Source organism: Streptomyces parvus (genome assembly GCF_032121415.1).
GTDB lineage: Bacteria > Actinomycetota > Actinomycetes > Streptomycetales > Streptomycetaceae > Streptomyces > Streptomyces globisporus_A.
On sequence record NZ_CP135079.1, the window covers coordinates 3291392 to 3310310 of the forward strand.

Here is an 18919-nt window from a genome sequence, read left to right on the forward strand (position 1 = left end):
CATCAGCTGAAGAAAGCGACAGCACTGTGCACCAGTACGAGAAGGACGGACCGGCGATCTACCGCCAGTCCTTCGCCACCATCCGCGCGGAGGCGGATCTCGCCGGGCTGCCCGCCGACGTCAGCCAGGTCGCCGTCCGGATGATCCACGCCTGCGGCATGGTCGACCTCGTGACGGACCTCGCCTTCTCGCCGAACGCCGTGGCCGACGCCCGCGCCGCTCTGCGTGCCGGCGCACCGATCCTCTGCGACGTGGCGATGGTGGCCAGCGGGGTCACCCGCAAGCGGCTGCCCGCGGACAACGACGTGGTGTGCACGCTGTCCGACCCGTCCGTGCCCGAACTGGCCGCGAAGATGGGGACGACGCGGAGCGCGGCGGCCCTGGAGCTGTGGCGGGACCGGATGGAGGGGGCGGTGGTCGCGGTCGGCAACGCCCCGACGGCCCTGTTCCGGCTGCTGGAGATGATCGAGGAGGGCGCCCCGCGCCCGGCCGCCGTGATCGGCGTCCCGGTCGGCTTCGTCGGCGCGATGGAGTCCAAGGAGGCCCTGGCCGAGCACCCGTCGGGCCTGGAGCACCTGATCATCCGTGGCCGGCGCGGCGGCAGCGCGATAGCGGCGGCGGCGCTCAACGCCATCGCGAGCGAGGAAGAGTAAGCGGTGAGCGAGATCAGCGGAAACGGCAGCGGCAGGCTCTACGGTGTCGGGCTCGGCCCCGGCGACCCGAACCTGATGACCCTGCGGGCCGTCCAGGCCATCGGCGAGGCGGACGTCGTCGCGTACCACAGCGCCCGGCACGGCCGCTCGATCGCGCGCTCCATCGCCGCCGCGCACCTGCGGCCCGACCACATCGAGGAGGCCCTGGTCTACCCCGTCACGACGGAGACCACGGACCACCCGGGCGGCTACCGGGGCGCGTTGGAGGAGTTCTACGAGAAGGCCGCGGCGCGTCTCGCGGCCCATCTGGACGCGGGCCGCACGGTCGCGGTGCTCGCCGAGGGCGACCCGATGTTCTACGGCTCGTACATGCACATGCACAAGCGCCTGGCGGACCGGTACGCGACCGAGGTCATCCCCGGCGTCACCTCCGTCAGTGCGGCCGCCGCCCGGCTCGGCACCCCCCTCGTCGAGGGCGAGGAGATCCTCACGATCCTGCCCGGCACGCTGCCGGAGGAGGAGCTGACGGCCCGTCTCGCCGCCACGGACACGGCGGTCGTGATGAAGCTGGGGCGCACGTTCCCGGCGGTCCGCGGGGCGTTCGAGGCATCGGGCCGGCTGCCGGAAGCGCGGTACGTGGAGCGGGCCACGATGGCCGGGGAGCGTACGGGCGAACTGGCGGACATCGAACCGGAGTCGGTTCCGTACTTCTCCGTGGCGGTGCTGCCGAGCCGGGTCGACGCGCCGCGCCCCGCCCCTTCGGCCTCCGGCGAAGTGGTCGTGGTCGGCACCGGCCCGGCGGGCCCGCTGTGGCTGACGCCACAGACGCGGGGCGCGCTGGCGGCGGCGGACGACGTGGTCGGCTACACCACCTACCTGGACCGGGTACCGGTCCGCCCCGGTCAGGCGCGGCACGGCTCGGACAACAAGGTGGAGTCGGAGCGGGCGGAGTTCGCGCTGGACCTGGCCCGGCGGGGCCACCGGGTCGCGGTGGTCTCGGGCGGCGACCCCGGGGTCTTCGCGATGGCGACGGCGGTTCTGGAGGTGGCCTCGCAGGACGCGTACGCGGACATCCCGGTCCGCGTGCTGCCCGGCGTCACCGCGGCCAACGCCGCCGCCGCCCGCGCGGGGGCGCCGCTCGGCCACGACTACGCCACGATCTCCCTCTCGGACCGGCTCAAGCCGTGGGAGGTCATCGCGGAGCGGCTCCGCGCGGCGGCCTCGGCGGACCTGGTGCTGGCCCTGTACAACCCGGGCTCCAAGTCCCGTACGTGGCAGGTCGGCCAGGCCCGCGACCTGCTCCTGGAGCACCGCTCGCCGGACACCCCGGTGGTGCTGGCGCGGGATGTGGGCGGGCCGGCGGAGTCCGTCCGTACGGTGCGGCTGGCCGACGTCGACCCGGCGGAGGTGGACATGCGGACGCTGCTGATCGTGGGCTCGTCGCAGACGCGGTGGGTGAAGCGGGGCGAGGACGGTCGGGGCGTCGTCTGGACGCCGCGCCGCTACCCGGAGGCGTAGAGCTGCGCCACCCACCGCACGGCCTCGTCGGGCGTACGGGCCACCGGCACCCCTTCCGGTACCGGTGGCCGCCGGACGACCACGACCGGGATCCCGGCTTCGCGGGCGGCGGTGAGCTTGGGGGCGGTGGCGTCCCCGCCGCTGTCCTTCGTGACGAGGACGTCGATGCGGTGACGCCGGATGATCTCCCGCTCGCCGTCGAGGCCGAACGGCCCCCGGTCGAGGAGCACCTCCATCCGGGCCGGGCCGGGCGGCGCCGGCGCGTCGACGGACCGCACGAGGAACCACAGCGCGTCCAGGCCCGCCCCGGAGAAGGCGGCGAGCCCCATCCGGCCGGTGGTGAGGAAGACCCGCTCGCCGAGTGCGGGCAGCAGCTCGGCGGCCTCGGCCAGCGATGCGGTGGAGTGCCAGAGGTCACCGTCCTGGGCGACCCAGCCGGGGCGGCGGAGGGCGAGGAGGGGAACATGGGCCAGAGCGGCGGCCTCGGCCGCGTTCCGGCTCATGGCGGCGGCGAAGGGGTGGGTGGCGTCGATGAGGGCGTCGACCCGGTGCTCACGGACCCAGGCTGCGAGCCCCTCGGGCCCCCCGAACCCGCCGACGCGGACCTCACCGGGCGGCAGCCGGGGTGCGGCGACGCGACCGGCGAGCGAGGTGGTGACCCGGACGCTCCGGTCACCGGCCAGGCTCTCGGCGAGCCGGCGCGCCTCGGTCGTACCCCCCAGAACGAGAACATGCACGGCAGCAGGCACAGGCATCGGAACGGACTCTTCTCATGAACGCTGAGGCGCAGGGCGGTCGCAGTGCACAACTCAAGCACACCGGTCTGCGCCCCGGCTGGACGACCGGCGCCTGTGCGACGGCGGCGACGACGGCCGCGTACACGGCGCTGCTGACCGGCGATTTCCCGGATCCGGTGTCCATCACGCTGCCGAAGGGCCAGACACCGGCGTTCGCGCTGGCCGTGGAGGAGCTGACAGCGGACGCGGCGAGCGCCGGGGTGGTGAAGGACGCGGGCGACGACCCGGACGTGACGCACGGGGCGCTCGTGAGGTCGACCGTACGGAGGCTGCCGCCCGGCTCCGGCGTGGTGTTCCGGGCGGGCCCGGGCGTGGGTACGGTGACGCTCCCCGGTCTGCCGCTGGACGTCGGCGAGCCCGCGGTGAACCCGGTGCCGCGCCGGCTGATGCGGGAGCACGTGGAGCGGGTGGCGGCGGAGCACGGTGCGGCGGGCGACGTGGAGATCACGGTGTCGGTCGACCACGGCGAGGAGATCGCCCGCTCGACGTGGAACGGCCGCCTCGGGATCGTCGGCGGCCTGTCGATCCTCGGCACGACCGGGGTGGTCGTCCCCTACTCCTGCTCGGCCTGGATCGACTCGATCCGCCGGGGCGTGGACGTGGCGCGGGCGGCGGGCCTGACGCATGTGGCGGGCTGCACGGGATCGACGTCGGAACGGACGGTGCGCGCGGAGTACGACCTGCCCGACATCGCCCTCCTGGACATGGGGGACTTCGCGGGCGCGGTGCTGAAGTACGTACGCCGCCATCCGGTGGACCGCCTCACCATCTGCGGCGGTTTCGCCAAGCTCTCCAAGCTCGCGGCGGGCCACTTGGACCTCCACTCGGGCCGCTCCCAGGTGGACCGAGCCTTCCTGGCCGACCTGGCCCGCCTGGGCGGCGCGGACGAGGAGCTGGCGTTGCGGATCGCCACCGCCAACACGGGCCTGGAGGCGCTGCGCCTGTGCGAGGCGGCGGGCGTCCCCCTGGGCGACCTGGTGGCGGCCCGCGCCCGCGCGGAAGCCCTGACGGTGCTGCGGGGCGCGCCGGTCGCGGTGGACGTGCTGTGCGTCGACCGGGCGGGGGTGGTGGTGGGGCGGGGGTAGTCGGCCCCACCACGAGCACGACGACGGTGCGAACGCTGCTGGGCCGGTGGGAGGAGGGGGAGCCGGCCCGCTCAACCACCGCCCCACTCCGGCCCTGCCTACGTCACTTCCGCCAGAACAGGTGGTGCGTCACGCCGCTCGGGCTCGGGACGACGTCCAGGTGGTACCGGTCGCGGAGGTCGTCCGGTGAGTCCCACAGGCTCAGGCCCGTGCCCAGCTTCACCGGGGCGACCGCCACGTGGAGGGTGTCGATCAGGCCGGCGTCGAGGAACTCGCGGATCGTGGTGACGCCGCCGCCGAGCCGGACGTCCTTGCCGCCCGCCGCTTCCCGCGCCCGCTCCAGCACCGTCACCGGGTCGGCGTCGACGAAGTGGAACGTGGTGTCGGAGAGCGCGAAGGAGGGGCGCGTGTGGTGGGTCATCACGAACACCGGTGTGTGGAAGGGGGGTTCGTCGCCCCACCAGCCCTGCCATTCGTGGTTCTCCCATGGGCCCCGCTGCGGGCCGAACTTGTTGCGGCCCATGATCTCCGCCCCGATGTTCCGCGCGAAGTCCCGTGTGAAGTAGTCGTCCAGGCCCCGGCTTCCGCCCGGTTCCGTACGGTTCGGCCAACTCGCCGTGGCTCCCGCCCAGGAGAAGAGCCGGCCCGGGTCGACGTGGCCGAACGGCCGCTCCAGCGTCTGGTCCTCACCGGCGGCGATGCCGTCACTCGACACCGTGAAGTTCTGAACTCGCAGCAGTTGAGCCATGCCGTCCTCCTGTGTCCCCTGGCGGTCTGAGTGGGTAGACCGGGGGCGCCGCCTCAACTCATCGGTTCCGGTCGTGTCCGCGGGCCTCTCCCCCACTATCGCCGTCCGCCGCCCGTACGCTGCTGAGCCGCACCGACTCAGCGATCAACAGGGGAGCCCATGAGCGATCAGCGCGACCGGCCGGGCCAGAAGCCGTTCCTGTACGTCGTCGTCTGCGCGGCCGGCGTCGTCCGTGACGTCGACCGGCTCTTCGTCGCGGCGCAGGACGCCGGCTGGGACGTCGGCGTCGTCGCCACCCCGCAGGGGCTGGGCTTCCTCGACGCGGCGGCCGTCGAGGCGCGGACCGGGTATCCGATCCGCTCCGGCTGGCGCGCCCCGGGCGACCCCCGCCCGTTCCCGGACCCGGACGCCATCGCCGTCGCGCCCGCCACGTTCAACACCATCAACAAGTGGGCCGCCGGGATCGCGGACACCCTGGCGCTCGGCATCCTCTGCGAGGCGTACGGGCTCGGCGTGCCCACCGCCGTACTCCCGGCCGTCAACTCCCTCCTCGCCCAGCACCCCGCGTACACCGAGAGCCTGGCCAGGCTGCGGGGCATGGGGGTCAGGATCAGCACCCGCGCACCCCGCACCCCCAAGTCCGGTGACACCGCCGACTTCCCCTGGGAGGAGGCTCTGGAACTGCTCGCCCGAGGACCGGATTCGGCCGCCCGATAAAGTAATGGGCGGATAAAGAGATCACCAAGTGCGCGTCCGCCGGCGCACGTCTCGGGAGGAAGCCATGGGAACCCGCCGTACGTCGCTGCCCGGAGTGGGTGCTCAGTACGACTTCACGACCGAGACCGGACAGCACATTTCGGTCGTCGTCCATCACGACGGACGCCGGTTCATCGGCTTCTACGAACAGGACGATCCTGATTCGTGCCAACTCTCCGTCCCCCTGACGACGACCGAGGCCACCGCTCTCGCGCACCTCATCGATCCGGCGCCCATCGACGCCGTACGGACCGAGGGCATCGACCTCGTCACCGAGCACATCCCGCTCGGGTCCCGCTCCCCGTACGGCGGGCGGCTGCTGGGGGAGACGCGGGCACGGACCCGGACCGGGGCGTCCATCGTCGCGGTGCTGCGCACCCACAGCGCGCACCCGTCGCCGGAACCGGATTTTCGACTGGCCATCGGGGACACGCTCGTCGCCGTCGGTACGCGTGAGGGCGTCGACGCGCTCTCCGAGATCATTGCGGAGGGCTGACCGTGCATGACACGACTGCGTTGCTGGTGGAGCTGGGGGCCGTCATCCTCGGGCTGGGCCTCGTGGGGCGGTTCGCCGGGCGGATAGGGCTCTCCCCCATCCCCCTGTACCTGCTCGCCGGGCTGGCGTTCGGACACGGTGGGCTGATCCCGCTCGACGCGAGCGAGGAGTTCACCATGGTGGGCGCCGAGATCGGCGTCATCCTGCTGCTCCTCCTGCTGGGCCTCGAATACAGCGCGTCCGAGCTGGTCACCAGCCTCAAGACGCAATACCCCTCCGGCGCGGTCGACTTCGTCCTCAACGCGACACCCGGCGCCGTCGCCGCCCTGATCCTCGGCTGGGGACCCGTGGGCGCCGTCGCGCTCGCCGGTGTCACCTGGATCTCCTCCTCCGGGGTGATCGCCAAGGTCATGACCGACCTCGGCCGGCTCGGCAACCGTGAAACCCCGGTCGTCCTCGGCGTCCTCGTCATGGAGGACCTGGCGATGGCGATCTACCTGCCGCTGCTCACCGCCATGCTCGCCGGGGTCGGCCTGGCCGGCGGCAGCCTCGCGCTCGTCATCGCGCTCGGGGCCGTCGGGCTCGTCCTCTACCTGGCGCTCCGCCACGGCCGTCTGATCAGCCGCGCGGTCTCCTCCGACAACCCGGAGATGCTGCTCCTGGTCGTCCTCGGCCTCACCGTCCTGGTCGCCGGTGTCGCCCAGCAGCTCCAGGTGTCCGCCGCCGTCGGCGCGTTCCTCGTCGGCATCGCGCTCTCCGGTGAGGTCGCCGAGGGCGCCCGCAAGCTGCTCACCCCGCTGCGGGACCTGTTCGCCGCCGTGTTCTTCGTCTTCTTCGGGCTCTCCACGAACCCGGCCGACATCCCGCCGGTGCTGCTGCCCGCGGCCCTGCTGGCCATCGTCACCACCTTCACCAAGATCGGCACCGGCTACTACGCGGCCCGCCGCGCCGGAGTCGGCTCGCGCGGTCGCTGGCGTGCGGGCGGCACCCTCGTGGCGCGCGGCGAGTTCTCCATCGTCATCGCCGGTCTGGCCGTGGCCACCGAGCCGCGCATCGGCCCCATCGCCACCGCGTACGTCCTGATCCTCGTCATCGTCGGCCCGCTCACCGCCCGGTGGACACAGCCCGTCGCCGCGAAGATCGAGGCCCGGCGCGGCGGTGGCGGCGGCGGCAAGACCGTAAGCGTGAGCGGCGCGGAGGCCGAGCCCGCCGCGAAGTCGGCCCCCGAGCGCCGGCTGGGCTCGCACGACGACCTCACCCCGGAACCGGCGGGCGAGAAGCACGAGTAGGCGCCGGCCTGCCGCTGATCCGCGCGGACCACGACCGAGCCCCCGGACACGTCTCCCGTGCCCGGGGGCTCGGCCGTCGTACGGAGCAGCCCGCTGATCAGTCCGTGTGCACGTCTCAGTGGGCGATGCCGTCGATCAGTTCCCGTGCTCCCTGCCGCAGGAGCGCGACCGCTACGGACGTGCCCAGGGTGGCCGGGTCCAGCGGGCCCGCCCATTCGTGCGCGTTCAACACGGTCTTGCCGTCGGGCGTGAACACCTTCGCCCGCAGCGAGAGGTCGCCGTTCCGTTCGACCTGCGCGTACCCGGCGATCGGGCTGTTGCAGTGGCCCTGCAGCACATGCAGGAACATCCTCTCGGCAATCGTCTCGCGGTACGCCGCCGGGTCGCCGAGGCCGCTCACGACGCCGATGACCGCGTCGTCGCCCTCGCGGCACTGGAGAGCGAGGACCCCCGCACCGATCGGCGGGCACATCACCTCGGGCGACAGGATCTCGCTGATCACGTCCGTGCGGTCGATGCGCTCCAGACCGGACACCGCCAGGAGCAGCGCATCGGCGTCGCCCCCCGCCAGCTTCTCCAGCCGGCGGTTGGCGTTGCCGCGCATCGGTACGCAGTCGAGGTGCGGGTGGGACGCGGCGAGCTGCGCGGAGCGGCGTACGGACGAGGTTCCGATCCGGGTCCCGGCGGGGAGTTCGTCGAGGGGCAGGCCACCGGGGTGGATCAGGGCGTCGCGGATGTCGTCGCGCCGGAGGAAGGCGGCGAAGACCGTGCCCGCGGGCAGGGGCCGGTCCGCGGGGATGTCCTTGACGCAGTGCACCGCCAGATCCGCGTCCCCGGCGAGGAGCGCCTGGTCGACCTCCTTGGTGAAGGCGCCCTTGCCCTCGACCGCGCCGAGATCGCCCATCCACTTGTCGCCGGTCGTCCGGACCGGGACGACCTCGGTGCGGACGCCGGGGTGGACTGTCGCCAACTTGGCTCGGACGCGCTCCACTTGAGCGAGCGCCATCGGGGAGTCGCGGGACACGATGCGGATCGGATCGGCGGACATGGCGCCCACGATAGAGGGTCGGCCCCCCACCCCTCGACCGGACGACTCGGCTGCCATGTCCCGCTCCGGTGACGGGTGTTGCACGTCGGTCAGATGTACGAGACCGCCCGGGTCGGCGTTCGCCTGTATTCTCTACACGTCTGTAGAGTTGTTGCCTCAGTCCCGGCTTCGTACCGCAACGTAGGGAGATGTCATGGCTCTGTGGGATCGCATCAAGGAGTCCGCGTCGTCGATGCAGACGCAGTTGGAGGCGAAGAAGAACGAGCTGAAGTCGGGGTCGTTCCGGGACGCGAGCATGGCCATGTGCGCCCTGGTCGCCGCCGCCGACGGTTCCGTCGACCCGTCCGAGCGCCAGCGCGTCGCGGCGCTCATCGCGTCCAACGACGTCCTTCGGAACTTCCCCGCCGACGACCTCCAGCGGCGCTTCAACGCCTACGTCGACCAGCTCACCGCCGATTTCGCGCTCGGCAAGGTCGGCGTGGTCCAGGAGATCGCCAAGGCGAGGAAGAAGCCGGCTGAGGCCCGTGCCGTGATCCAGATCGGCATCGTCATCGGCGGCGCCGACGGCGACTTCGACGCGACCGAGCAGGCCGTGGTACGGGAGGCGTGCTTCGCGCTCGACCTGCCGCCGCACGAGTTCGACCTGTAGCGGTCCGTCCGTGGGTCACCGGCCGGTCAGGGTGTCACAGCTCCTTGGCCGGCCAGTCCAGCAGCCGGGCGCCGATGACCGCAGTCTGCAGGCTGTACCGGTGCATCGGGTCCGAGGGGTCCGACCCGGTCAACTGGTGGATGCGCTCCAGGCGGTATGTCAGCGCCCGCACGCTCAGCGCCAGCCTGCGGGCGGTCTCGGCGGCGACGCAGCCCGCGTCGAAGTAGACCGCCAGCGTGTTCAGCAGCGGTTCCGCGCCGCCCCTCGCCTTCTGGAGCGGACCCAGCTCACTGCGCACCAGATCCGCCATCGCCTGCCGGTCCCGCGTCAGCACGGGGTAGACCAGGAGGTCCGAGGCGTACAGCACGGGGTCGTCCATCCCCATCCGGTCCGCCAGATCGAGGGCTTCGAGCGCCTCGTCGTACGAGTGGACCACCCCACCGGGCCCCTTGTGCGGGCGGCCGACCGCCACCTGCCCGCCGTCCGTCGCCGCGTGCGCCTGCTTGGCGAAGTACCGCAGGACGTCGGGCTGGCTGCCCGGCGCGATGCAGACGATCCGGCCGTCCTTCGTCGTCAGCAGGATCTTGCGCCCGCTGAACCGCGCCAGCAGCGCTGCCTCCACACTGCGCGGTACCGCGTCCGTCTCGGTGTACGCCTCCGGGCCCGACGCCACCGCGACGGCGTGCGCCCGGGAAAGCCGCAGGCCGAAGCGGGTCGCCCGCTCCGCGAGCCGGACCAGGTCGCTGCGCCCGTAGAGCAGGTCGTCGATGAACTCCCGGCGCGCGGCCTCCTCCCGCCGTACGGTGAGGCGTTGGGCCCGCTCGAAGCCCTCGGCGAACGCGTCGACCGCCTGCTCCACCGCGGCCAGGACGGCATCGGTGACGGCGGGGGAGTTTCCGGCAGCGGTCCGGGGCCAGGCTTCACGGGTCCGCGCCAGATGCATCGTCACCAGGGCCCGTAGCTGATGGCCCGCGTCCGCCGCCGCACGGCCCAGAGCGCGGCGCTCCTCCAGTTCGTCACGGGTCAGACGTCTCCCGGTGAGGGCGACTTCGCCCAGGATGTGGGCATAATCGCCCAGCATTTCCTCGGGAATCCTCGGCTCGGCCACGCGCTCCCCTTCAGCCCTGCAACAGACCTGTCATTTCCCCAACGGGTGTGGGGAGGTGCCGGTGACCGGCATGGGCAAAGCGTAAAGATTGCCGGGATCCGGCAATGCGTCGGGCCGGTCCCGGATGACAGGATCAGGTCAGCAACAACACGGGGGAAGCACACGGGGGAGGTAGGCGGGGACCCGAGGGAAGTACCCGGGGCCCCGGGGGGAGCAGGGGGAACGACCCGGCCGCTGCGGCAGATCACGACCACGCCGCGGTTGCCGGGCCCCGCCGCCCGCGGACCGCCTGACCGCCCGCGGACCGGGCACCCGTCGGTCGGGCGCTCATCAGCCGGCCGCTCGCCTTCCCCGTACCGGATCACGGAAACGCACGCCTCAGGGCCTGTGCGCCGAACCGCAGGGGGGTGGGATCGATGGACGAGTTCCTGAGCGCGGCGATCGGATTCCCCGCCGTCATCTTCGGTGCCGCCCTGGTGGTCGTCATCTGCTTCTGGCTGCTGGTGCTCGCCGGGGCCGCCGGCCACGACTCCTTCGACACCGACCTCGACACCGGTCCGGCCGGCCTCGGCGGGGTCCCGGTCTCCGTCTCGGTCTCCCTGCTGACCGTCTTCGCCTGGTCCGGGAGCCTGACCGGCACGGTCCTGCTCCGCCGGAGCGACACCGGCAGCGCTGCCCGAGCCGTGCTCGCGGTCGCCGTGCTCGCCGGCTCGCTCCTGCTCGCCTGGGCGGTCGTCCGCCTCCTCGTCCACCGCTTCCGCCGGTTCTTCCCGGCGGAACCTCCGCCATCCCGGCTGGACTTCGTCGGGAGCGTCTGCACGATCCGCACCGGCGCCGTCACCGCGACGTTCGGCCAGGCCGAGGTCGTCTCGCGCGACGGGTCCACCGCCATCGTGCAGGTCCGCCGGGCGGAGCCCTTCCCGTCCCCCTCCCGGCCCTCGGGGCCGGGCCCCGAGGACGCGCCGCTCGCCATGGGCTCCACCGGGCTCCTCTACGCGTACGACGGGGACGGCGAGTTCTTCTGGGTCTCGTCCTACGACGCCGCGCTTGATCCGGGCCCGAACGGCTGACGTTCGTCCGCCCCGTCTCCATGACCGCCGGGCGGCCACGCCGCTTCGCTGTGCCACTTCCGCGTACCCACCAGCCGCCAAGGACTCTTCTATGGATGCCATCTCCTTGGGCATCGGCGTGCTCGTCGCCGTTGTCCTGCTCATCGTCATCGCCATCGCCTTCGTCGTCACCCGGCTGTTCCGCAAGGTCGAGCAGGGCAAGGCGCTGATCATCTCCAAGACCAAGAAGGTCGACGTGACCTTCACCGGTGCCGTCGTCCTGCCCGTGCTCCACAAGGCCGAGACGATGGACATCTCGGTGAAGAAGATCGAGATCCACCGCGCCGGGCGCGAGGGGCTGATCTGCCAGGACAACATCCGCGCCGACATCCAGATCACCTTCTTCGTCCGGGTCAACAAGACGGTCGAGGACGTCATCAAGGTCGCGCAGTCCATCGGTACGCAGCGGGCGAGTGACAAGGCCGCCATCCAGGAGTTCTTCGCGGCGAAGTTCTCCGAGGCCCTCAAGACGGTCGGCAAGCAGCTCGACTTCGTCGACCTGTACACCAAGCGCGAGGAGTTCCGGGACCGGATCATCCAGGTCATCGGCACCGACCTGAACGGCTACCACCTCGACGACGCCGCGATCGACTTCCTTGAGCAGACCCCGATGTCGCAGCTCGACGGCTCCAACATCCTGGACGCGCAGGGCATCCGGAAGATCACCGAACTGACGGCGATCGAGCACGTGCGCACCAACGAGTTCCAGCGCACCGAGCAGAAGGAGATCACCCGGCAGGACGTCGACGCCCGCGAGACGATCCTGGAGCTGGAGCGCCGGCAGGCCGAGGCGGAGATCAAGCAGCGCCGCGAGGTCGAGAGCCTGAAGGCCCGCGAGGAGGCGGCCACCGCCCGGGTCCAGGAGGAGGAGCGGCTCGGCGCGCAGACCGCGTTCATCAGGACCGAGGAGCAGCTCGGCATCCAGCGCGAGAACCAGGCGCGGGAGATCGCCGTCGCGCAGAAGAACCGCGAGCGGGTCATCGCCGTCGAGAGCGAGCGCATCGAGAAGGACCGGATGCTGGAGGTCATCGGGCGCGAGCGCGAGACCGAGCTGAACCGGATCGCGGCCACGAAGGAGGTCGAGGCCGAGCGGCGCGAGGTCGCCGACGTCATCCGGGAGCGGATCGCGGTGGACCGCACGGTCGCCGAGCAGGAGGAGTCGATCCTCACCCTGCGCGCCGTCGAGGACGCCGAGCGGGCCCGCAGGTCGGTCATCATCGCGGCCGAGGCGGAGGCCCAGGAGAAGCTGGTCAAGGACATCAAGGCGGCCGAGGCCGCGGAGGCGGCGTCCGCGCACCTGGCGGCCGAGCAGCTCACGCTCGCCGAGGCGCGGCTCAAGACCGCGGACCTCGACGCGCAGGCCAAGCTGCGGCTGGCCGAGGGCGTCCAGGCCGAGACGGCCGCGCCCGGCCTCGCCGCCGTACAGGTGCGGGACGCGGAGGCGGACGTCACCGAGAAGGCCGGTCTCGCGGAGGCCGAGGCGACGGCGGCCCGGCTCAGGGCCGAGGCGGAGGGCGCGCGGCTCAAGGCGCTCGCGGAGGCCGAGGGTACGCAGGCGAGGGCGACCGCCGACGCGGCGGTCATCGGCGAGAAGCTGAAGGCGGAGGCCGCGGGGCTCACGGAGAAGGCGGCCGCGATGGCGGCGCTGGACGAGACGTCCCGTACGCACGAGGAGTACCGCCTGCGGCTCGACGCGGAGAAGGAGATCCGGCTGGCGGGGCTGGAGGTGCAGCGGCAGGTGGCCGAGGCGCAGGCGACGGTCCTGGCGGCGGGCCTGGAGAACGCCGACATCGACATCGTCGGCGGGGAGTCCGTCTTCTTCGACCGGCTCGTGTCGTCGGTCTCGCTCGGCAAGGCGGTGGACGGGTTCGTGGACAACTCGCGGACGGCGCAGGCGCTGGCGGGGCCGTGGCTGGACGGTTCGTCGTCCTTCACGGACGACCTGAGCCGGGTGCTGGGGTCGGTCTCCACGGGTGATGTGCGGAACCTGACGGTGTCGGCGCTGCTGATGCGGCTGATGGGGTCGTCGGGTGCGGCCCCGGGCCAGGTGGAGCAGTTGCTGGCGGCGGCGAAGGAACTGGGGCTCGCGGATCTGCCGGTGGGTTCGGTGGCCGGTACGAAGGTTGCTCCCGCGGTGTCGCTGAACGGGGCCGGCGCGAAGGGGTAGGCCGCCCGCGCCACCGCACCCGTTGCGGCCCGTCCGGCGCCTGAAGAGGGCCCCTCGGCCGGAGGGGGAGCGGGCCGCCGTTGCAGCCCGTCCGACGCTTGAGGACGGAGCCCTTGGGCCGGGGCCGGAAGGTCTGGGCGTGCGTCCCACGGGGGTGGGCGCACCAGGGCCTGGTCCGTCCGGCAGGGCGGGCCCTCCGGGTCGGGGGTTCCGTCCTCAAGCGCCGGACCGGCGGGAAATCCGGGCCCGCCCGCACGCCGGGCCCGGGCCCCAAGGCCCGGGGGCTCCGTCCTCGAACGCCGGACGGGCTGGGTGGTGCCCCGGAAAGCTGGAGCGGGTCCACCGGCACATGACGAAACACGTAGGGAGCCGTACGCATGGACAGCGACATCACCGACACCGCGACCGCGCCCCAGGGCGGCCAGGGCGATGTGGACGCCGGTGCCTACGAGGTGCTGCGGCGGCGGCTCTCCGCGCAGGCCGGGGAGCTCGTGCGGCGCGCCGAGGCGCTCAATGCCCGGCGGACCGAGGAGTTCGGGTCGACCGGGCTGCGGCTCCTGGCCACCGAGCAGGTACGCACCGAGCACGCCTCCGTACCGCGTGACCTCGTCGCCGTCGGCGAAAAGCTCCTCTTCGGGTTCGAGCGGGGGCCGGGCGCACGGGGGGAGGCGGCGCTCGATGACGTCCTCCTCGTCCGGGACGCCGGGCCCGAGGGCGGTGGGCCCGAGGGCGGTGGGACTCAGGATGCCCGGCCCGACGGCACCGAGTCCGACCGCGGTGGGCCGGAGGACCCGGGCGCCCCCGTCCCGGCGCCCACCCTCCTCGACGACGAGGGGTTCCGCCGCGAGTTCTCCTCCCTCCACCGCTACTTCCGCGACGCCCGCCTCCTCCGCCTGCGCCGGGCCGGCGGCAGGCTCCTCGCCGTCTTCCGTACGGGCGAGAACGCCGAGGACCTCCGCGTACTGCGCTGGGCCCTGGGCGCGGACGGGTCGCCGGGAGCGTTCCTGGACGCGCGGGGCGAGCGTGATCATGTCTTCCCGGCCACGCACGACTTCGAGTGGACCGTCGCCGGGCGCGAGGCCCACGTCCCGGGGCGGCACCCGCACATCGCCATCGGCAAGGGCGGCAGCCTCTTCGTCGACACGCTCGGCGGCACCCTCACCGTCAAGGTCACCGACGACACCGAGTCGCCGGACGGCATCTACGAGGAGCCCGTCGACGAGCCGTTGCAGTCGCTGGCCGACGCCGACGTCGAGTACGCGGAGGCCGGGCCGCTCGTGCTGCTGCGGGTGCGGCCGTACAAGGAGACGGACTGGCGCTATCTGGTCTTCAACTCACTGCTGGGCAGCGTCCAGCGGCTCGACTCCATCGGGCCCGCCTGCCACCGGCTTCCCGAGGACCAGGGGATCATCTTCCCCGGCGGCTACTACCTCACCACCGGCACCGCGAAGACCTTCGACACCGCCGAGGAACTGACCGAGCCGGTCTTCGAGGGCGCGGTCCGCTCGCCCAACGGGGAGGACGTGCTCTACGTCTTCCGCTCCCGCGACGGCCTCCGCAGCCTCCTCCTCCCCTACAACCTGATCCGCCAGGAGGTCGCCACCCCCCTCACCGGGCGGGGGCACGCGCTGCTGGACGACGGGACGCTGATCCTGCTGCGGGACAACCCGGACGGGCCGGCCCGTGTGCACCCGTTCCAGCGCTGGCAGACGCCGTACGTCTCCGACACCCACGCCGCCGCCCGGCCCGCCGGGACCGGTCCGCTCGCCCGGACCGGCAACGCCGATCTCGTACGCGGGATTTCGGACTGCCTCGCGCTGGCGCACGGGGTTCAGGACATGACGCCGACGACCGCGGTGTACGCCCAGCTCGCCGCGGACTGCGCCCGCGCCGAGGACCGCTACCACTGGCTGTCCGACCCGGAACTGGGCGCGCTCGGCGCGCCGTTGGCAGAGCTGCGGGCCACCGCGCACCAGGTGCTGGCCGAGTTCACCGCCGTACAGGATCTGACCCGGCGGGCCGCCGACGCGCTGGAGGAGACGGCCGGGCGCATCACCGCGCTGGTGCGGCGGGTCCGCGGCGAGGCGCCCGCGTCGGCGTCCGCGTGGGTCGAGCGGCTGGCCGAACTGCGTCAGGCGCACGGCCGCTTGGCGTCGGTCGGCGAGATGCGGTACGCCGACGTCGAGCGGATCGCGGAGCTGTCGGCCCGGACCGAGGACGACATCGCGACGGCCGCCCAGCGGGCCGTCTCCTTCCTCGCCCGCGAGAACGCGTTCGACGGGTATCACGAGGCCATCGCGGGGCTCGTGGCCGACGCGGAGGCGCTGGAGACCGTACGGGACGCCTCCGCCGTGACGGACCGGCTGGCGGCGATGACGGAGGGGCTGGCCACCGTCACGGATGTCGTCGCCGGTCTCGACATCGGCGACGCCACCGTGCGCACCTCGATCCTGGAGCGGATCGCGGAGGTGCTGGGCGGGGCGAACCGGGCCCGCGCCACGCTGGAGGCGCGCCGCCGGGAGCTGCTGTCGAAGGAGGGGCGCGCCGAGTTCGCCGCCGAGTTCGCGCTGCTCGGGCAGGCGGTCACGGGCGCGCTGGCCGCCGCCGATTCGCCGGAGGCGTGCGACGACCAACTGGCGCGGCTGCTGCTCCAGCTGGAGAACCTGGAGTCGCGGTTCGCGGAGTTCGACGACTTCCTCGCCGAGCTGGCCGAGCGCCGCACCGAGGTGTACGAGGCGTTCTCGGCGCGCAAGCAGACCCTCCAGGACGAGCGGGCGCGGCGCGCGGAGCGGCTGGCCGAGTCGGCGGGCCGGGTGCTGGAGACCATCGCCCGGCGGGTGACCGCCCTGGACGATCTCGACGCCGTCCACACCTACTTCGCCTCCGACCCGATGGTCGCGAAGATCCGGCGGACCGCCGACGAGTTGCGCGGACTCGGTGACCCCGTACGGGCGGAGGAGCTGGACGGGCGGCTGAAGGCGGCCCGGCAGGAGGCGGGCCGCGCCCTGCGCGACCGCACCGAGCTGTACGCGGACGGCGGGTCCGTGATCAAGCTGGGCCGCCACCGGTTCGCGGTGAACACCCAGCCGTTCGACCTGACGCTCGTGCCCTCCGGGGAGGGCCTCGTCTTCGCGCTGACCGGGACGGACTACCGGGCCCCGGTCACCGACCCGGCGTTCACGGCGGCCCGGCCGTACTGGGAGCAGCTCCTCCCGTCGGAGAACGCCGCCGTCTACCGCGCCGAGCACCTCGCCGCCCGCCTCCTCGACGAGCACGGGGCGAGCCGTCTGGCCGCGCTGTCCGACGCAGAACTGGCACGGCTGGTGGGGGAGTCTGCCGCCGAGGCGTACGACGAGGGATACACGCGGGGCGTCCACGACGAGGACGCCACCGCGATCCTGGCCGCCCTGCTGCGCCTGCACGCGGACGCCGGGCTGCTGCGCCATGCGTCGGCCGTCCGCGCGGCGGCCCAGCTCTTCTGGGCGTACGGCTCCGATGAGGCGCGGCGCACCTCCTGGACCAGGCGCGCGGTCTCCCTGGCCCGGGCCCGCGACACCTTCGGGCTCGCCCCGGCCATCGCGGTGCTCCAGGAGGAGTGGGCGGCTGCGATCGGCTCCCCGTCCCCCTCCGCACCGGCCCACGCCGTCGCCGCGTACCTCTTCGACGAGCTGACCACCGGACCCGCCGGGTTCGTCGTGGGCGCCACGGTCCGCGCCTTCCTGGACGCCTTTCACCGGGCCGTCGGCCCCGACGCGTACGCCGATGACCTCGCGGCATTGGGCGACGACCCGGCCGCCCGTCGACAGCTCGTGGAGGGCTGGCTCGCCCCGTTCGCCGAGACCACCGGGGCCGGCCTCGGCGACGGCGATCTGGCGGAGGCCGTGGCGGTGGAGCTCTGCCCCCAGCTGGAGCGGTACGTGTGCGACGCGCCGCTCACCAAGCGGCTGGAGGGCCTCCTCGGCGACCACCCGCGCATCGCGGGCGGCGGGGTCCTCACGGTACGGATCGACGAACTCCTCGCCCGTACGGCCGAGTTCCGCGCCGACACCGTGCCCGGGTTCCGTGCCTACCAGCGGCTGCGCACCTCCCTGGTGACCGCCGAGCGCGGGCGGCTGCGGCTGGACGACCACCGGCCGCGCGTGATGTCGGCGTTCGTCCGCAACCGGCTGCTCGACGAGGTGTACCTGCCGCTGATCGGCGACAGCCTCGCCAAGCAGCTCGGCACCGCCGACGCCGACCGGCGCACCGACTCGCAGGGCTTGCTCCTGCTCGTCTCGCCGCCCGGCTACGGCAAGACGACGCTGATGGAGTACGTCGCGGACCGGCTCGGCTTGGTCCTCGTCAAGGTCAGCGGGCCGAACCTGGGCCACGACGTGACCTCACTCGACCCGGACCGGGCCCCGAGCGCCACCGCCCGGCAGGAGGTCGAGAAGATCAACTTCGCGCTGGAGGCGGGCAACAACACGCTTCTCTACCTCGACGACATCCAGCACACCTCGCCCGGACTCCTCCAGAAGTTCATCCCGCTGTGCGACGCCACGCGCCGGATCGAAGGTGTGCGGGACGGCGAGCCGCGCAGCTACGACCTGCGGGGCAAGCGGTTCGCGGTGTGCATGGCGGGCAACCCGTACACCGAGTCCGGCGAGCAGTTCCGGATCCCGGACATGCTCGCCAACCGGGCCGACGTGTGGAACCTGGGCGAGGTGTTCAGCGGCCGGGAGGACGTCTTCGCGCTGAGCTTCGTGGAGAACGCGCTGACCGCCAACCCCGTCCTCGCCCCGCTCGCCGGCCGCTCCCGGGACGATCTGGCGCTGCTGGTGCGGCTGGCGGGCGGCAGCGACCCGGCCGCGCGCGCCGAGCACCTCGAACATTCGTATTCCGCAGTCGAGTTGGACCGCATCCTGGCGGTGCTGCGTCATCTCCTCACGGCCCGGGACACCGTGCTCGCGGTGAACGCGGCGTACATCGCGTCGGCGGCGCAGACGGACGCCACCCGCACCGAGCCGCCGTTCCGGCTCCAGGGCTCCTACCGCAACATGAACAAGATCGCCGAGCGGATCGCGCCCGTCATGAACGACGAGGAGCTGTCCGCCGTGATCGACGACCACTACGCGGGCGAGGCGCAGACGCTCACCACCGGGGCCGAGGCGAATCTGCTGAAGCTTGCCGCTCTGCGCTCCACGCTCACCGCCGAACAGGCGGAGCGGTGGGCGGCGATCCGCGGTTCCCACGTCCGTACGCAGGCGCTCGGCGGCCCGGAGGACGATCCTTCCCCAGGCTCTCAGCCGCGTTCGAGCAGGGGAGACCCCATCTCCCGTGCCGTGGCCGCGCTGGGACTGCTCGCGGAGCGGATCGCCGCGGTCGAGACGGCGATCCGGCGGGCGGCGGACGACCGGCTCCTGCTCGCGGGTGCCCAGGGTGGCGTCAACGGCGGAGCGGTCGAGGACCGGGCCGTTCCGGACCGGCGTGGGAAGATCACCAACACTCCACACTGAT

14 protein-coding genes are annotated in these 18919 nt (G+C 72.8%); 10 read left to right on the forward strand and 4 right to left on the reverse strand.

Annotated elements, in window-relative coordinates; all coding sequences use genetic code 11:
• The first annotated feature begins 26 nt into the window (after positions 1 to 26).
• The gene (locus tag RNL97_RS15735; protein WP_243314374.1) at positions 27 to 653 is read left to right on the forward strand and encodes a precorrin-8X methylmutase; all 627 of its coding nucleotides are present in this window, start codon (positions 27 to 29) and stop codon (positions 651 to 653) included.
• A gap of 3 nt (positions 654 to 656) precedes the next feature.
• Positions 657 to 2171 carry a precorrin-2 C(20)-methyltransferase gene (locus RNL97_RS15740; protein ID WP_030585704.1) on the forward strand — a complete coding sequence of 505 codons (1515 nt, stop codon included), beginning with the start codon at positions 657 to 659 and terminating at the stop codon, positions 2169 to 2171.
• Here RNL97_RS15740 and RNL97_RS15745 read toward each other — a convergent pair.
• Positions 2156 to 2926, reverse strand: a complete 771-nt coding sequence (locus tag RNL97_RS15745) for a cobalt-precorrin-6A reductase (RefSeq protein ID WP_030585707.1) — start codon at positions 2924 to 2926, stop codon at positions 2156 to 2158. The genes RNL97_RS15740 and RNL97_RS15745 overlap by 16 nt on opposite strands.
• Positions 2927 to 2943: 17 nt before the next feature.
• On the opposite strand from RNL97_RS15745, the gene RNL97_RS15750 reads away from it, so the two are divergent.
• Positions 2944 to 4053: a cobalt-precorrin-5B (C(1))-methyltransferase gene (locus RNL97_RS15750; protein WP_030585710.1), complete on the forward strand. Its 1110-nt coding sequence runs from the start codon at positions 2944 to 2946 to the stop codon at positions 4051 to 4053.
• A gap of 103 nt (positions 4054 to 4156) precedes the next feature.
• Here the strand turns inward: RNL97_RS15750 and RNL97_RS15755 are convergent, their stop codons facing one another.
• A complete protein-coding gene (locus RNL97_RS15755) occupies positions 4157 to 4801 on the reverse strand; it encodes a dihydrofolate reductase family protein (RefSeq protein ID WP_243314376.1) in 645 nt (214 codons plus the stop codon).
• A 159-nt stretch (positions 4802 to 4960) separates the two neighbouring features.
• Here RNL97_RS15755 and RNL97_RS15760 point away from each other — a divergent pair, with 159 nt between their 5' ends.
• The 3 genes from RNL97_RS15760 to RNL97_RS15770 all read left to right on the forward strand — a co-directional run bounded on the left by RNL97_RS15760 (position 4961) and on the right by RNL97_RS15770 (position 7342).
• Positions 4961 to 5518, forward strand: a complete 558-nt coding sequence (locus RNL97_RS15760; RefSeq protein WP_030585714.1) for a flavoprotein — start codon at positions 4961 to 4963, stop codon at positions 5516 to 5518.
• A gap of 64 nt (positions 5519 to 5582) precedes the next feature.
• The gene (locus RNL97_RS15765) at positions 5583 to 6053 is read left to right on the forward strand and encodes a cation:proton antiporter regulatory subunit (protein WP_030076978.1); all 471 of its coding nucleotides are present in this window, start codon (positions 5583 to 5585) and stop codon (positions 6051 to 6053) included.
• A 2-nt stretch (positions 6054 to 6055) separates the two neighbouring features.
• Positions 6056 to 7342, forward strand: coding sequence for a cation:proton antiporter (locus tag RNL97_RS15770; RefSeq protein ID WP_030585719.1), 1287 nt, complete (start codon positions 6056 to 6058; stop codon positions 7340 to 7342).
• A gap of 115 nt (positions 7343 to 7457) precedes the next feature.
• On the opposite strand, the gene hemC is transcribed toward RNL97_RS15770, so the two are convergent.
• Positions 7458 to 8390, reverse strand: coding sequence for a hydroxymethylbilane synthase (gene hemC / locus RNL97_RS15775; RefSeq protein WP_030585722.1), 933 nt, complete (start codon positions 8388 to 8390; stop codon positions 7458 to 7460).
• A gap of 193 nt (positions 8391 to 8583) precedes the next feature.
• Between hemC and RNL97_RS15780 the strand changes: the two genes are divergently transcribed.
• Positions 8584 to 9039 (forward strand): tellurite resistance TerB family protein, encoded by a 456-nt coding sequence (locus RNL97_RS15780; protein ID WP_030585724.1) that lies wholly within the window; start codon positions 8584 to 8586, stop codon positions 9037 to 9039.
• Between the two features lie 34 nt (positions 9040 to 9073).
• Here the strand turns inward: RNL97_RS15780 and RNL97_RS15785 are convergent, their stop codons facing one another.
• Complete coding sequence (locus tag RNL97_RS15785; protein WP_243314378.1) at positions 9074 to 10147, reverse strand: PucR family transcriptional regulator; 1074 nt, start codon at positions 10145 to 10147, stop codon at positions 9074 to 9076.
• 416 nt (positions 10148 to 10563) lie between these two features.
• Here RNL97_RS15785 and RNL97_RS15790 point away from each other — a divergent pair, with 416 nt between their 5' ends.
• The 3 genes from RNL97_RS15790 (at position 10564) to RNL97_RS15800 (ending at position 18918) form a co-directional block, all read left to right on the forward strand.
• A complete protein-coding gene (locus RNL97_RS15790) occupies positions 10564 to 11217 on the forward strand; it encodes a hypothetical protein (RefSeq protein WP_030585728.1) in 654 nt (217 codons plus the stop codon).
• A 91-nt stretch (positions 11218 to 11308) separates the two neighbouring features.
• Positions 11309 to 13423, forward strand: coding sequence for a hypothetical protein (locus RNL97_RS15795; protein ID WP_030585730.1), 2115 nt, complete (start codon positions 11309 to 11311; stop codon positions 13421 to 13423).
• Positions 13424 to 13800: 377 nt separating this feature from the next.
• Positions 13801 to 18918, forward strand: a complete 5118-nt coding sequence (locus RNL97_RS15800; RefSeq protein WP_313750839.1) for a DNA repair ATPase — start codon at positions 13801 to 13803, stop codon at positions 18916 to 18918.
• Position 18919 lies beyond the last annotated feature (1 nt).

What these genes read in the sequence shown, in the direction of transcription:
- RNL97_RS15755 (WP_243314376.1), bottom strand. Translation starts at nt 4,801, where the DNA reads ATGGCTCAACTGCTGCGAGTTCAGAACTTCACGGTGTCGAGTGACGGC.
- RNL97_RS15800 (WP_313750839.1), top strand. Translation starts at nt 13,801, where the DNA reads ATGGACAGCGACATCACCGACACCGCGACCGCGCCCCAGGGCGGCCAG.
- hemC (WP_030585722.1), bottom strand. Translation starts at nt 8,390, where the DNA reads ATGTCCGCCGATCCGATCCGCATCGTGTCCCGCGACTCCCCGATGGCG.
- RNL97_RS15795 (WP_030585730.1), top strand. Translation starts at nt 11,309, where the DNA reads ATGGATGCCATCTCCTTGGGCATCGGCGTGCTCGTCGCCGTTGTCCTG.
- RNL97_RS15760 (WP_030585714.1), top strand. Translation starts at nt 4,961, where the DNA reads ATGAGCGATCAGCGCGACCGGCCGGGCCAGAAGCCGTTCCTGTACGTC.
- RNL97_RS15750 (WP_030585710.1), top strand. Translation starts at nt 2,944, where the DNA reads ATGAACGCTGAGGCGCAGGGCGGTCGCAGTGCACAACTCAAGCACACC.
- RNL97_RS15745 (WP_030585707.1), bottom strand. Translation starts at nt 2,926, where the DNA reads ATGCCTGTGCCTGCTGCCGTGCATGTTCTCGTTCTGGGGGGTACGACC.
- RNL97_RS15790 (WP_030585728.1), top strand. Translation starts at nt 10,564, where the DNA reads ATGGACGAGTTCCTGAGCGCGGCGATCGGATTCCCCGCCGTCATCTTC.
- RNL97_RS15780 (WP_030585724.1), top strand. Translation starts at nt 8,584, where the DNA reads ATGGCTCTGTGGGATCGCATCAAGGAGTCCGCGTCGTCGATGCAGACG.
- RNL97_RS15765 (WP_030076978.1), top strand. Translation starts at nt 5,583, where the DNA reads ATGGGAACCCGCCGTACGTCGCTGCCCGGAGTGGGTGCTCAGTACGAC.